Annotated in this window: 10 protein-coding genes; 5 read left to right on the plus strand and 5 right to left on the minus strand. The window is 70.3% G+C overall.

Annotation, left to right across the window (positions count from 1 at the left end; genetic code table 11):
• Positions 1–96: 96 nt before the first annotated feature.
• From obgE to BHS09_RS07420, 5 genes are read left to right on the plus strand one after another with little or no spacing between them, the layout of a single operon-like run.
• A complete protein-coding gene (gene obgE / locus BHS09_RS07400) occupies positions 97–1,617 on the plus strand; it encodes a GTPase ObgE (protein WP_140788533.1) in 1,521 nt (506 codons plus the stop codon).
• A gap of 4 nt (positions 1,618–1,621) precedes the next feature.
• Positions 1,622–2,299, plus strand: a complete 678-nt coding sequence (locus BHS09_RS07405; RefSeq protein ID WP_090484423.1) for a TrmH family RNA methyltransferase — start codon at positions 1,622–1,624, stop codon at positions 2,297–2,299.
• Between the two features lie 47 nt (positions 2,300–2,346).
• On the plus strand, positions 2,347–3,066 hold the full coding sequence (gene lolA, locus BHS09_RS07410) for an outer membrane lipoprotein periplasmic chaperone LolA (RefSeq protein ID WP_140788535.1): 720 nt from the start codon (positions 2,347–2,349) through the stop codon (positions 3,064–3,066).
• 10 nt (positions 3,067–3,076) lie between these two features.
• Complete coding sequence (locus tag BHS09_RS07415; protein WP_237078108.1) at positions 3,077–4,501, plus strand: hypothetical protein; 1,425 nt, start codon at positions 3,077–3,079, stop codon at positions 4,499–4,501.
• A 22-nt stretch (positions 4,502–4,523) separates the two neighbouring features.
• Positions 4,524–5,513, plus strand: a complete 990-nt coding sequence (locus BHS09_RS07420; protein ID WP_140788539.1) for a hypothetical protein — start codon at positions 4,524–4,526, stop codon at positions 5,511–5,513.
• A 30-nt stretch (positions 5,514–5,543) separates the two neighbouring features.
• Here the strand turns inward: BHS09_RS07420 and rimO are convergent, their stop codons facing one another.
• The 5 genes from rimO to BHS09_RS07445 all read right to left on the minus strand — a co-directional run bounded on the left by rimO (position 5,544) and on the right by BHS09_RS07445 (position 14,085).
• Entirely contained in the window at positions 5,544–6,941 is a 1,398-nt protein-coding gene (gene rimO / locus BHS09_RS07425; RefSeq protein WP_418764037.1) for a 30S ribosomal protein S12 methylthiotransferase RimO, read from the minus strand.
• 32 nt (positions 6,942–6,973) lie between these two features.
• The gene (locus tag BHS09_RS07430) at positions 6,974–8,077 is read right to left on the minus strand and encodes a hypothetical protein (protein WP_174259213.1); all 1,104 of its coding nucleotides are present in this window, start codon (positions 8,075–8,077) and stop codon (positions 6,974–6,976) included.
• A gap of 8 nt (positions 8,078–8,085) precedes the next feature.
• A complete protein-coding gene (locus tag BHS09_RS07435; protein WP_140788545.1) occupies positions 8,086–8,583 on the minus strand; it encodes a YajQ family cyclic di-GMP-binding protein in 498 nt (165 codons plus the stop codon).
• A gap of 21 nt (positions 8,584–8,604) precedes the next feature.
• Positions 8,605–10,245 carry a ribonuclease J gene (locus tag BHS09_RS07440; RefSeq protein WP_140797520.1) on the minus strand — a complete coding sequence of 547 codons (1,641 nt, stop codon included), beginning with the start codon at positions 10,243–10,245 and terminating at the stop codon, positions 8,605–8,607.
• 369 nt (positions 10,246–10,614) lie between these two features.
• The gene (locus BHS09_RS07445; protein ID WP_237080221.1) at positions 10,615–14,085 is read right to left on the minus strand and encodes a serine/threonine-protein kinase; all 3,471 of its coding nucleotides are present in this window, start codon (positions 14,083–14,085) and stop codon (positions 10,615–10,617) included.
• Positions 14,086–14,103: the final 18 nt, after the last annotated feature.

The raw sequence follows: 14,103 nt of genomic DNA on the forward strand, positions 1-14,103 counted from the left end.
TGCGGCACCCACGAGCGGGTCGCTTCTCCAGTCCACGCGCCCTTCCGGCAGCGGGATGCGAGGGCGGCCCGCTCTTCGTTTATCCAGGAGTTCCAGATGAAGTTCGTCGACGAGGTCCGCATCTTCGTGAAGGCGGGGGATGGCGGCAACGGCTCCGTCTCGTTCCGGCGGGAGAAGTACATCGAGCGCGGTGGCCCCAATGGCGGGGACGGTGGCAACGGCGGCTCCGTCGTCTTCGTGGCGGATCCTCAGCTCACGACGCTGCTCGACTACCGCTACCAGCAGCACCACCGCGCCAAGAATGGCGAGCACGGCATGGGCAGCGACTGTAACGGTCGCGCCGCCGAGGACATGGTGCTCAAGGTGCCCGTGGGCACGCTGGTGAAGGACGCCCACACCGAGGAGCTGCTGGTCGACCTGAGCGAGGACGGCCAGCGCTGGGTGGCGGCGAAGGGCGGGCGCGGCGGCCTGGGCAACATGAACTTCGCCACCTCCACCCGGCAGACGCCGCGCTTCGCCCAGGATGGGACGAAGGGCGAGGAGCTGACGCTCCGGCTGGAGCTGAAGCTGCTGGCGGACGTGGGACTGCTGGGCTTCCCCAACGCGGGCAAGAGCACGTTCATCTCCCGCGTGAGCCGGGCTCGGCCGAAGGTTGCCGACTATCCCTTCACCACGCTGGTCCCCAACCTGGGCATGGTCCAGTACAAGGACGGCCTGTCCTTCGTGATGGCGGACATCCCCGGCATCATCGAGGGCGCCAGCGAGGGCGTGGGCCTGGGGCACCAGTTCCTGCGCCACGTGGAGCGGTGCAAGGTGCTGATCCACCTCATCGACATGGGGGCGGAGGGCGAGGGCCGCGCGCCGCTGCACGACTTCGACGTGCTCAACGCGGAGCTGGGCAAGTACAGCCCGGAGCTGGCGTCCAAGCCGCAGGTGGTGGCGGCCAACAAGTTGGATCTGCCCGACGCGCAGGCCCGGCTGGAGGGCTTCACGGAGGCGCTGCGTGCGCGCGGCATCCGTGTGTATCCCGTGTCCTGCGCCACCGGCGAGGGCATGCAGCCGCTGATGGACTCCGTGGCGGAGGTGCTGTTCACGGGGCGCACCGAGAAGCTCCACGTGGAGATTCCCGCCAAGGCGGCTCGGGCGGGGAAGGCCAAGGCGAAGGCCGCGGAGAAGAAGGCTCCGGCTCGCAAGGCGGGCGCAGCTGCGGCGACGAGGTCTGCGACGAAGACGTCTGCGGCTGCGAAGAAGGCCGTGACGAAGAAGGCTCCGGCTCGCAAGGCGGGCGCAGCTACGAAGACCTCTGCCGCTGCGAAGAAGGCTCCGGCTCGCAAGGCGGGCGCAGCTGCGAAGACGTCTGCAGTGCGCAAGGTGGGCACTGCTGCGGCGAAGAAGGCCGCGACGAAGACGGCCCCAGCTCGCAAGTCAGGCACCGCGCCGGTGAAGAAGTCCGCCGCGAAGAAGGCATCCGCGAGCAAGAGTGGCGCGTCGGGCAAGGCCACCGCGAAGAAGGCATCCGCGAGCAAGCGCGGCTCGTCGGGCAAGGCCGGGGGGAAGAAGTCATCCGCGGCCACGAAGCGTGCTCCGGCGCGCAAGTCGGGCGGCGGGAGGAGCTGAGTCCATGTCGGGTGGTGGTGCGCGCTACGAGCGCTACGAGCGGGAGCAGTTCGAGCCGGAGCAGTTCCTGCTCGACGTGCGCAAGGAGAAGATTGATCGCGTCGTCAGTCACCGGACGCGCAACTTCACGGTGGTCCTGGACCGGCTGGAGGACAGCTTCAACATGGCCGCGGTGCTGCGCACCTGCGAGTCCATGGGCGTGCAGGAAGTCCACATCATCATCAACCCGGAAGCGCCCTTCGTTCCCAACTCGAGGGTGGCGCAGGGCTGCGACAAGTGGCTGGACGTGAAGCTGTACAAGACGTTCGCCGAGTGCCGCGAGCACCTGAAGTCCCGTGGCTTCTCGCTGTACGCCTCCGCCATCCAGGAGGGGGCCACCAGCCTCTACACCCTGCGCTTCGACGGGAAGATGGCGCTGGTGTTCGGCAACGAGCGGCGTGGCGTGAGCGAGGACGTGCTGGCCGGCGTGGACGGCACGTTCTGGGTCCCCATGAAGGGCTTCAGCCAGAGCCTGAACATCTCCGCGGCGGCGTCCGCCTGCATCAGCCGGGCGATTGCCTGGCGGGACGAGCACCTGGGGCAGTCGGGAGACCTGTCTCCCGAGGATGCCCAGGCCCTGCGTGAGCGCTTCTACGTGCTGGCCATCAAACAGAGGAAGCGCCTGTTCAAGAAGGCCCCATGAATGCCGGGGCCCAGGCCCCGTCGGGATGGTTTAGATGGAGGTACGCCATGTTCTTCGAAGCCCTGCTCGCTACGCTCCTGTCCGCCCCTGCCACCCCTGCCGCCACCCCGGTGAAGCCCGCTCCGACGGTCCAGGCCGCGCCCGCGGCCCCCGCCGCCGCGAAGCCCATGACGCCGGAAGTGAAGTCCTTGGTGGACCGGATGCAGTCCTTCTACGAGAAGACCGGTGACTTCCGCGCGGGCTTCCGCCAGGACTACAAGTACAAGACCTTCCGGCGCACGCAGACGTCCGAAGGCACCGTCACGTACAAGAAGCCCGGCCTGATGCGTTGGGAGTACCAGAAGCCCTCGCCGCGCACCTTCGTGCTGGCGGGCAACAAGGTGTACGCGTACGACCCGGCGGCGCAGAGCCTCACCGTGGCCAACGTGGACACCAGCCAGCTCTCCGCGTCGGTGACGTTCCTCTTCGGCCAGGGAAAGCTCGCGGACGAGTTCAACATCACCAAGGGCGCCTGCAAGGACTGCAAAGGCACGCTGCTGGTGTTGGATCCGCTGAAGAACGAGCCGCGCTTCCGCCAGGTGCGCCTGGAGGTGGATCCGTCCACGGCCCAGGTGCTCAAGAGCACGGTGGTGGACCCGGACGGCAGCGAGAACACCATCTCCTTCCTCAACCTGAAGACGAACGTGGGCCTCGACGCGGACAGCTTCAAGCTGGACGTGCCGGACGACACCCGCGTGGATGACTTCACGAAGGCGAAGAAGCAGTAACCTGCGGAGCGTGCGTCGCGCGTTCCTGCTGATGGGGTGGATGGGGCTGGCCGGGACCGGGTGCCATCGGGAACCGGCCGCCAGCGCCGAGCGTACGCAAGGCTTCCATGGTCAGACGCTGCCGCTGCTGGCCTCGCCCGCGCTGCGGCTCACCGTGGCGGGCCAGCTGGGGACGCGGCCAGTGCCGGTGGTGTTGGACGTGGCGCGGCCACTCTCGCTCGTGTCGCGAGGCTGCTTCGACGGCGCGCTTCCCACCCCCGAAGGCACCATCCGCGCGCCCGAGCCCGCGGGAGGTTTCCGCTCCTGGCCCGTGGTGCCATTGCCCGCCTTCTCGGTGGGCCCGGTGCGGTCGCCTGTGCGCACCGCGGGCTTGTCCGGTGAGAAGGTCTGCGCCGTGACGCTGGGCGCGGACGTCCTGGAGTTCTACGCGCTCACCGTGGACCCACTGCGGCGGGAAGTCACCTTCACGGCCTCTCGTCCACGCGCCGACTACGCGGCGGAAGCGACCGCCACGGAGGCCTCGCGCGAGGTGCACGTGGTGGAGCTCAGCCGCGAGCCGCTGGGCGACTGGCCCCTGCTGGCCGCGCGGATGACGCAGGGCGGAGCGGAGCTCACGGGCCCCTTCGTCCTTGGCTCGCGTGAGCCCTTCTCGCGAGTGTCCGTGCGGCTCGCCGAGGCACAGGGGCTTCAGCCGCTCGAAACGGCCGCGAACCTGCCGCCGAGAACCTTCGCGCTGGACGCAGTCGAGGTGGCCGAGGGCCTGGGTGTCCGCCCGCTGGTGGTGGAGGCCGCCGGGCGCTGGGACTCGCCGAGCAGCCTGGGCCGCCTGGGGCCGGATGTCTGGGGCCGCTTCACGGCAACGCTGGACGCAAAGGGCGGTGCCCTGGTGCTGCGGCGTCCCCGCGTCCGTACGTCAGAAGGCTCCGCCACCAGCCATTGCGCCGCGCCCGATGGCACCTTCCGTGAGGAGGCTTGCTACGGCCTGCATGTGCGGCGTGAGCCGGATGGCAGCGTCTCGATCAGCGGCGCCGTGTACCGGGACCTGCCAGAAGGAGGGCGGCTTCACCTGGAGCCGCTAGGGCCGGACGGGCAGAAGCTGGTGAGTGGCTGTGGCGTGGGGCTGAGCTTCCCCGCCACCAGCAGGGGTCTGACGACGCAGCACCGCGTGCCCTGGCGCTCCCTGGCGCAGACGCTGCCTGCCTGCCATGCGGCGCTGTCCACCGCGCGAGACTTCACGCTGGGCCTGTTCGAGGACGGCCGCCAGCCCGAGTGCCCCACGGCCTGTGCCTTCGTCACGGAGACGGCTTCTCGCCGCACCGTGTGTGAGTGCCAGCCCACGCCGCTGGGCGAGGGCGTGGCCATGCCGGCGCGAGGCGCTCCCTCGCGTGAGCCCCCACCTGAGGAGCGGGAGCTGGAGCCAGAAGACCCCCGTTAGCGTTACCTGGACAGGGGCGGGGGTGCTGCGCTCTCCTCTGGCGCACATGCGCCCGTCTCCCACCGAGTTCGACCGTCAGTACACCGAACAGCGCCGCTCCATCGAGTTGGCCCGCCGCTACCTGGAAAAGGAGGGCGTCTCGCGGATGTACGACGCCCTCTCCAAGGAAGTGGAGCGGGGCCGGTTGTCCGTGCAGGACGCAAGTGGCGCCATCCGCTTCGGATTGCTGGCCGTCATCGAACGCGTCGCGGAGCGCGTGGGCCACACGCACTACGTCGACATGTTGAAGGACGAGGAGATGCTGAATGCGCTTCGCTCCACGCTGGACGACATCTGCCGGCGCAAGGGCGTGGACACCTACGAGTTCCGCCAGCAGTGGGCCCACACCAACCTCCAGGCCGTGCTGCGGGACTGGCACCTGGTGGTGCACGAGGAGCGGGGCCGGCAGCGCTACGAGGTGGCGGCGGACCTGGCCCGGCGCCTGGTGAAGGAGACGCCGGGAACGGTGCTGGCGCAGACGCTGAAGCTGCCCGTGGATGCGTTCGTGTTGCTCGTGTCGCCCGAGGCGGGGCTCGTGGGCCTCGGGCCGGATGGTGCGCCCGCGCCCGTCACCGAAATCTACGCGGTGGAGTCGCCCGCGCCTGAGGGCAAGGCGTGGTTCCTGTGGCTCAACATGCGGGACGCGGGGAACCGCGCGGCCCGGGCGCTCATCAATGTCTACCTGCAGGACGGGAAGACGTTGGATGACGCCATCGCCTTCACCCGCGAGCAGGGCGGCCCTCAGCAGGACGCGGGCTGGGAGGACTGCTGCCGGTTGCTCGCGGGGGTGACGCGGCACATGGCCGAGGGTGGGCCCGTGCGCGAGGTCTGGTACGACGCCACGGCGCGCGACCTCCACGAGAAGCTGGCGGCGACGCCGAAGTCGGCGAAGGCGGACCGGGAGAAGCTGCGCGAACGCCTGCGCGCCGTCAGCCCGGGACGCACCCTGGTGCTGGAGGAGCCCTCGCGCTGAGGGCTCCCGCGGCGTCCGGGGCCTTCGCGCCTACTCCGCGCGAGGGGCCGGACGCTGCGTCACCGACACCGGCAGCGGGGCCGGGTGCGCGTCGCGCGCGGTGTGCTCGCGCTGCTTCGGGTCCGGGCGCTCCACCACGCGGGCGACCAGGTCGTAGTCGTGGGCTTCCGTCACCTCCACGGTGACAATCTCCCCCGGGTACGCCAGGCCGTCGTTGATGTAGACCATGCCGTCGATGTCCGGCGCCTGGCCCTGGTGGCGGCCCACCAGCAGGTGCTCCGTCTCCGGCGCGGGGCCTTCCACCAGCACCTCCAGGCGCTTGCCCACGAGCTTCTTGTTCTGCTCGCGGTTGATGCGCTTCTGGATGGCCATGACCTCACGCCAGCGGCGCTCGATGAGCTTCTGCGGCACCTTGTCCGGCAGGTCGTAGGCGGCGGTGCCCTCTTCGTCGGAGTACTGGAAGACGCCCAGGCGCTCGAAGCGCTGCGTCTTCACGAACTCCTTCAGCATCTCGAAGTCCTCTTCCGTCTCACCCGGCAGGCCGACGATGAGCGAGGTGCGCATCACCAGGCCGGGCACGCGGTCGCGCAGCTTGGTCAGCAGGCCCTTGAGGAACTCCGAGTTGCGGCCGCGCTTCATGGACAGCAGCAGCTTGTCGCTGACGTGCTGCACGGGCATGTCCAGGTAGCGGGCAATCTTCGGCTCCGAGGCCATCACCTCGATGAGCTCGTCCGGGAAGATGCGCGGGTAGGCGTAGTGGAGGCGAATCCACTTCACGTCGACCTGCACCAGCGCCTTGAGCAAATCGTGCAGCTTCGGACGGCCCGGCAGGTCATGCCCATACGCCGTCAAGTCCTGCGCGACGAGGTTCAGCTCCTGCACGCCGCTGTCGGCCAGCTGCTTCGCCTCGGCGACGATGTCGTCGATGGGCCGCGAGCGCTGACCGCCGCGCAGGGTGGGGATGATGCAGAAGGCGCAGGCGTTGTCGCAGCCCTCGGAAATCTTGAGGTACGCCGTGTACTTCGGCATCGAGTTGATGCGCGGCGTATTGGCGTCGTGGATGTAGTCCGGGTCCGGAATCACCTGACGCGGCGAGGCCTCGGCGGCCAGCAGGTCACCAATCTGGGCGTAGGCGCTGGTGCCCAGGAAGTGGTCGACCTCCGGCATCTCCTTCGACAACTCCTCGCCGTAGCGCTGGGACAGACAGCCCGTCACCACCAGCGTCTTGCAGGCGCCGGACTTCTTCAGCTCGGCCATCTCCAGGATGGAGTCCACCGACTCCTGCTTGGCGGGACCGATGAAGGCGCACGTGTTGACGACGATGACCTGAGCGTCGGACGCCTCCTGCACCAGCGTGTAGCCGCGGTGGCGCAGCGTGCCCAGCATCACCTCGGAGTCCACCCGGTTCTTCGGGCAGCCGAGGGTCATCATGTACAGGCTCTTGGTGGTTTCCACTGCGTCTACCGCTTTCCGAGTTCGGTTCGCGAGAAGTGGGTCCCACTCCAGGCGAAGTTCATGGACGTGCCGTTCGAGTAACGGATGGACAGCACGCCCTCTTCATCCAGTTCCACCGACGACGTGCGCCCCAGCGCGCAGGTAGCGGCCGGCCACTCGAGCACCCGCCGCGCTGTCTTCCCGGTCACCAGGTAGAGACCCAACCGCAGCTCGTCATCGGCGTCACATTGACCGGCGACGGCATACGGATTCTTCCCGGTCACCACCGTGACGATGCGTCCGCCGTCCTCCAGGGTGAGCGTATCCGGCACGTTCAGGTCGACGGACGAGGGAACGACGGCGTCCGGCGCCACCAGGCTGCGCAACGAGGCAGGGGTCAGCTCGTCGTCCGCCTGGGCCCAGGCCGGGTAGCTCATGTAGTCCCAGCCGAGCCACCCGTCCTCCCGGGGCTCGAGCGAGGTGACGTTCTCCGGCAGCTTCAGCTTGAGGCCCTTGCGAGTCTCGTCTGGCAGGCGCAGCGCGTCACCCACCATGGTGCCGCTCTGGCAGTTGGAGATGGACGTGGCCTTGCCGTCCGCGCTGTCCCGGTCCTCGTAGGTGAGGCACACGTCCATCACCATCGGGTCCACGGCGGGGAGGCGGGGGAAGGCGCGCACCGGCACCGACGCCATCAGCAGCAGCGTGTTGCCCTGGCGCTGCACGGCGGCCGTCACCAGGTCCTGCGCGAACTGCGGCGTGCCGCTCTCCGCCCCGGACGCGCGCTTGCCGTCGAAGGCGAAGCGCCACGTGTAGCCGGTGGCGGTGGGGCCGGTGCCCGGGAAGTAGAGGGACAGGGTGAGCAGGTCCCCGGCCTGGAGCTGGTCGTCGGTGGCTTCCACGCCGACGTACAGCGTGTCCTTGCGCGCGCCCACCTTGGCGGTGAAGGAGGCGGTGGCGCCCTCCACGGCGACGGGCTTGAGCACCAGCGGCGACGCGAAGGCCTTGAGCCCGCCCTGGATGCGCGGGGGCTTGGTGAGGGAGGGAACCGGCTTGGAAGGACGGTCCGCCTGGGCGGACGCCACGCCCGGGGCGCAGAACAGGAGGCAGAAGGACAGGGCGGTCGCGCGCATGGGCCTCTTCAATCGCGGAAGTTGGTGAACTGCATGTCCAGCTTCAGCCGGTCCTGCTCCTTGCGGAACAGGGCGATGGCCGCCTGGAGGTCGTCCCGGTTCTTGCCCGTGACGCGAAGCTGGTCGGCTTGGATGGAGCCCTGGACCTTCATCTTTGAGTCCTTCAGCAGCTTCACCAGCTCCTTGGACTTCTCCACCGGGATGCCCTGCTGGAGCTTGATGGACTGCTTCACGTTGTGAAGGCCCGTCTTCTCGATGTCGCCGTACTCCAGCGCGAACAGGCTGATGTTCCGCTTGGCCAGCTTCACCAGGAGGACTTCCTTGGCGGCCTGGACGCGGTCTTCGCTGTTGGCCTTCACGGTGATGGCGGTATGGTCCGGGGCCAGCACCACGTCGGCATGGGTGCCCTGGAAGTCGTACCGCGTGCTGATCTCCTTCTTGGTCTGGTTGACCGCGTTGTCGAGCTCAGCGAGGTCGATTTTCGAGACGACGTCGAAGGATGGCATGGGCAGCGGCCCTTACCATACCTACACCCGGACGACCAAGGGCACCACCAGGGCGCGCTTGGACGTGTGCGCCTTGAAGGCCCGGCGCACGGCCCGGGTGAGTTCCTCTCTCACCAGGGCGTCATCGCCTCGCAGGACGGGGGACAGTTCCTCGAAGAGCACTCGCGCGTCCTGGGCCACCCGGGAGAGCAGGACCTGTTCGTCCACGGACAGCCCCTGGCCGGACAGCTGCGGCCCCGCCACCAGCTTCTGGGAGCCCCGCTGGAGGACCACCACCGCGGCCACCATGCCCGTCTCCGACAGCCGGACGCGCTCCTGGAGCGTGTCCGGCGTCACCAGGCCGGGGCCGAACCGGTCCTTGAGGATGCGTCCGGACGGGACGCTGCCGGTGAAGCGCCCCCGGCCTTCCTCGAAGGTGACGACGTCGCCGTCCTGCGCCAGCAGGCACTGGGCGGGCTCCAGTCCGGCCTCGCGCGCGGTGAGCAGGTGCTTGTGCAGGTGGCGGCCCTCGCCGTGGACGGGGATGAAGTGGGCCGGGCGCACCAGGTCCAGCACGCGCCGCTGCTGGGGCTGGCTGGCGTGGCCGGAGACGTGGATGCCCGGCTCCACCTGGGCGTAGGCCACCTTCGCCCCGCGCCACTGGAGCGCGTCGATGAGCGCGCCCACGGCGCGCTCGTTGCCGGGGATGGGCCGCGAGCTGAGCACCACCAGGTCGCCGGGATTCAGCCGCACGGGGCCATCCCCCGACGCGAGCTGGGACAGCCCGGCCCGGGGCTCGCCCTGGGCTCCGGTGGTCAGCACCAGCACCCGCTGCGCGGGCAGCGCCGGCACCGTGTCCAGGTGGACGAAGAGCGAGTCGGGTACGTCCAGGTAGCCCAGCTCGCGCGCCATCTCCACGTTGCGCAGCATGCTGCGGCCCTGCAGGGCCACCTTGCGCCCCAGCCGCTCCGCCAGCGCCAGCAGATGCCGCACCCGGTGGAGGTTGGAGGAGAAGAGGGCGACGACGATGCGGCCGGTGGCGCCCTGGAAGAGGCGCTCGAAGGTCTGCTCCACCACGCGCTCGCTGCCCGTCTCCTCCGTCACCTCGGAGTTGGTGGAGTCGGAGAGGAGGCACAGCACGCCTTCCTCGCCGGCCTCGCCCCAGCGCTCCAGGTCCGTGCGCAGCCCGTCGATGGGGTCCGGGTCCAGCTTGAAGTCCCCGGTGTGGATGAGGGTGCCTTCGGGCGTGCGCAGGATGAAGCCCACCGCGTCCGGCACGGTGTGCGTGACGCGGCTGGCCTCCACGCGGAAGGCCGTGCCCACGAGGAAGGGCTCGCGCGGCTCGATTTCGCGCAGGTCCGCCTCGATGCCCAGCTCCTCCAGCCGGTGGCGCGCCATGGCCAGCGTGAAGCGCGTGCCGTAGACGGGGACGGGCACCTCATTGAGCAGGTAGGGCAGGGCGCCCAGGTGGTCCTCATGGCCATGCGTGAGCAGCACGCCCTTGAGCTGCGCGGCGTTCTGCTTCAGGTGGCTGAAGTCCGGAATGATGATGTCCACGCCGGGCATCCCCGAGGAGGGGAACATCAGCCCGGCGTCGATGAGCAGCATCTCCCCACGGCAGGCGATGACCATGGAGTTGAGGCCGATTTCGCCCAGGCCGCCCAGGGGAATGACGTGAAGCATTGGGCGGAGTCTAACGAATGGGACGTGAGCCGCGCCCATCTGTCTGCGGCCCTCGGGGTGACTTCATCAGATGCGGATGGGAACGCCGCGCCCGGACTCGACCTGGAAGGCGCTGTCCGAGGAAGGCTTGTACGTCCCCTCACGGCCCTGTGGGGCCGGCGTGCGAGGGCTTTCCCGTCCTGGCGCGGACGTGCCATGGCGCGAGGGCGTGGCACTGACAGGCCGAAGGGCAGGGGACGGCAGGCGCATGACTGGCTCCGGACGGGCACGGCGGGCCCATGTTGGACCGCTCCCTGGAGTTATCGCGTCCCCACCTGAGAATGTGTGTGCAGGGGCGCTGTTTCGGCAGATGTGGGCCTTGGCTGTGGCTCAGCGCCTCCGGCGCCGGAGGTCCTGGAGCCAGTTGCGGACGGAGCTGGCCTCCACGGCGTAGGTGGGCTCCTCGGCTGTGTAGAAGTGCAGGGCCTGGTTGGCCAGCCCCCGGGCGCGGGGCCCGTCCTGCTTCACCAGCGTTTGGGCCAGGGCGAAGCGGGTGCTCGCGAGGTCCTCGGCGGGGCCCGGATGGGCGGTGCGAAGCGCCAACGCGCGCTCCAGCATGGCGCGGGCCTCGTGGCTCTTGCCCAGGGCGTGCAGGGCCAGGCCCAGCGTGGTGAGCGGAGCGGCCGTGTCCAGGTGGTCCTTCTGGAAGGCCTCGTAGGCCGCGATGCTCCGGCGGGCGTAGTCCAGTGCGTCGCGTGGCTTTCCCTCGCGCAGGGCCAGCGCGCCGAGCAGGGCCAGGTCGGTGGCGGTCTCCGGATGCTCGGGGCCGTAGGCCTTCAGGTCCACCGCGAGCGCGCGCTCGCGCAGGGGGCGGGCCTCTGCGTTGCGGCCAAGCGCTTCCAGGGCCTCGGCGAGGTTGTTGAGCGGATAGCTCAGCGTGGCGCTGTCGCGCCCCAGTGACTGCTCCTCCAGGTGGATGGCGCGCTGGAGGTAGGGGATGGCTTCCTCGACGCGGCGGACGATGACCAGGTGGTAGCCCATGGCGTTGGCCGCCATGGCCGTTTGGGGATGGTCCGGGCCGAGCACGCGCTCCGTCGTCTCCAGCACGCGGTGCAGCAGGCCCATGGCGCGCTCCGTCTCGGGCGTGCGGGACAGGGCCGCGGCCTGGTTGCGGAGCGACTCCAACGTGAGCAGGTGCTCGGGACCCAGCTCCTGCTCGCGCAGCGTCGCGGAGCGGCCAAAGGCTTCCGCTGCCTGGGCGTACTGGCCTCGGAGGAAGGCGTTGCGGCCCAGGCTCGTCTGGAGCAAGGCCTCCGATTCAGAGGCGCCGCCCGCGCGCTGGATGGACGAGCGAGCCTGCTCCACCGTCCAGGACTCCAGGGTGGGGTCGGAGGAGACGGCGGTCACCAACCGCGCCGACGCGCGTGCCGCCAGGTGGTCATGGCGGTGCGCCTGCGCGGTGAAGAGGGATTCCCGCAGGGCCGCGGCGGCGCGAGCGTCATCCCCCGCGACGAGCTCGAGCCGGCCCTCCAGCTCCAGCGCCTCGGCCAGCACCGGCCCGTAGCCGAGCTGCCGCGCCTCGGCCAGCACCGCCTTCGCTTCTTCCTGCGCCTGGGGGTAGCGGCCGGCGTCGACCAGGGCCGTGGCCCGGTCCACCCGGGCGCGCAGGGTCTCCACCTGCTGCCGCTGCCCCTCGGGCTCCGACAGGCCCCGCCAGAGCGCGTCCACGTCCGCGCAGGCGGCGATGGGAGGCAGGCGCTGGGCCGCGTCCGGTGCGGCGTTCAGCGCCTCCGCATCCGTCTGTGCGAGCACGCCCGTCAAGGCCACCAGGGCCGAGTGGCGCCGGTCCAGGCACGCCATGCGCAGCGCGAGCTCGTGGTCCGACTGGTGGCCCTGCACCCGGGTGGCCTCGCAGGCCTCGCGGTGCATGCGCGTCCAATCGTGCGCGAAGCCATCCAGGGTCGTCGCCACGCGTTCGAAAGCGGCGGAGGCGTGGACCTTGCCCGTGGCGGCGAAGGCCTTCTGGATTTCCGCCCGGCGTGCCGTGTCCCAGACGCCGGTGAGCCGGGCCTCGGCATCCGGACACGGGCCGTCCCGCTGCGAGCCCACCAGCAGCCAGGTGACGGCGACCACGCTGTTGAGCAGCATGGACGCGGCGGCCACCGCGCCACGGCGGCGCCAGGCCGCCAGCGGGTCTGCGCCCAGTGCATCCAACAGCACGCCCATGGACGGGAAGCGCGCTTCGGGAGCCGGGGACAGGCCCCGCGTCACGGCGCGCAGCACCCACGTGGGGACGCGGCTGCCCCGAGGAGGCGGGCGCACGCGGCCGGCGCGGGCTTCCTCCAAGTACTCATCCGGGCGCTTGCCGTTGAAGGGAAGCTGTCCGTAGAGGGCTTCGTAGAGGGACGCGCAGAAGCTGAACTGGTCCCCTCGCGCGTCGATGCGCCCATCTTCGTGCTGTTCGGGCGGCATGTACGCGGGCGTGCCCATGACGAGCCCGGCCTCGGTGAGCGCCGTCTGGAGCAGGTCTTCCGGGGCGAGGCGCGGCAGCACGGGCGTGGTGCCCCGGCCCGCCTCGGCCGCGTCGAGGTCCGCGGTGGTGCGGGCCAGCCCGAAGTCCGTCACCTGCGCCCGGCCGTCCTTGCTGACCAGCACGTTGGCGGGCTTGAAGTCCCGGTGGACCAGCCCAGCGGCATGTGCGGCGGCGAGCCCTCGGCCCGCTTGGCGGAAGATGTCGAGCACCTCTCGCCAGGTGCGGTGTTCGGCGCGGAGCCAGTGGCGCAGGGACAGGCCGTCCACCCGCTCCATGGCGATGAAGACGCGCCCCGCGAACGTGCCCGCGTCGTAGACGGAGACCACGTTCGGGTGAGACAGCCGCGCCATCGCCTGGGCTTCGCGAAGCAGCCGGGACGCGCCGTCCGAGCGCGCCGCCGGGTTGGCGTCCGGGTGCAGCAGCTTGATGGCCACGCGCCGGTGCAGCTCCGGGTCATAGGCGCTGTAGACAGCGCCCATGCCGCCCGCGCCCAGGGTGTCCAGGATGTGGTAGCGGCCCACGCGAATTTGGGCCGAATCCCGGGGCTCGGTGTCCTCGACATCCCTGCGCGCGGGGGGGCGGCCCGACTTTCCACCCCCGGGGCTCGCCAGAAGCGGCTTGGCCGGCGAGGGCGCCAGGGGCATGGACAGGGTGACTCGAGAGCCGCGTCCCTCCGCCGCGTCCGGGGCGGAGAGCAGCCGGCCGCCATGCGGGAGCACATGGGCGCCCGCGAAGTTCTTGGGGCTCGCGCTGGGACCGGGCGCGGCGTCTGCGTTGGGCAGGATGCGCGCGCTCAGGTCCTGAGGCGGCGCGGGTGGCGGAATCGAGAGGATTGCCGGTGGAGGCGGGGCGGGTGGCGCGGCGAGCCCCGCGGGGGCTGGAATCGACACCGGCGCGGCGGGACGGTGGGGGGCGACCGGCTCCGGGGGGCGGGCCTCAGCGGTCGGCACCGTCGCCTTGGGAGGCACGTCCAGGTGGGGGGCGTGCCCGGTCTGGCGGATGGCGGGGCGGGCGGGCCGTTCGGAAGGCTTGGCGCCCGATGGCGACGACGATGATGGCGCACGGGCCGTGGGCCGGTTCCCCACCCGGATGAGCTCGGTGGGGAGCGTGTCGTCATCACCGCGACCCGCCGTCAGGGTGGACGTGTCCGTCGAGATTTCCTGCGCGACGGCGGTGCGCTGCGCCGCCGCGCCAGGCGGCGTCACCCGCGCCAGCAACTGTGCGCACTTGCGGCAACCTTCCGCATGTCTGCGCAATGGATTGGATTCCGAAGCATGAAGCTGTCCAGCGGCGAGCGCACGCGCGGTGATTTCGTCAAAGCAGGACACGGAGGCAACGTTCTCCCA

The sequence above is a fragment of the Myxococcus xanthus genome (genome assembly GCF_006402735.1).
Taxonomy (GTDB): Bacteria; Myxococcota; Myxococcia; order Myxococcales; family Myxococcaceae; genus Myxococcus; species Myxococcus xanthus_A.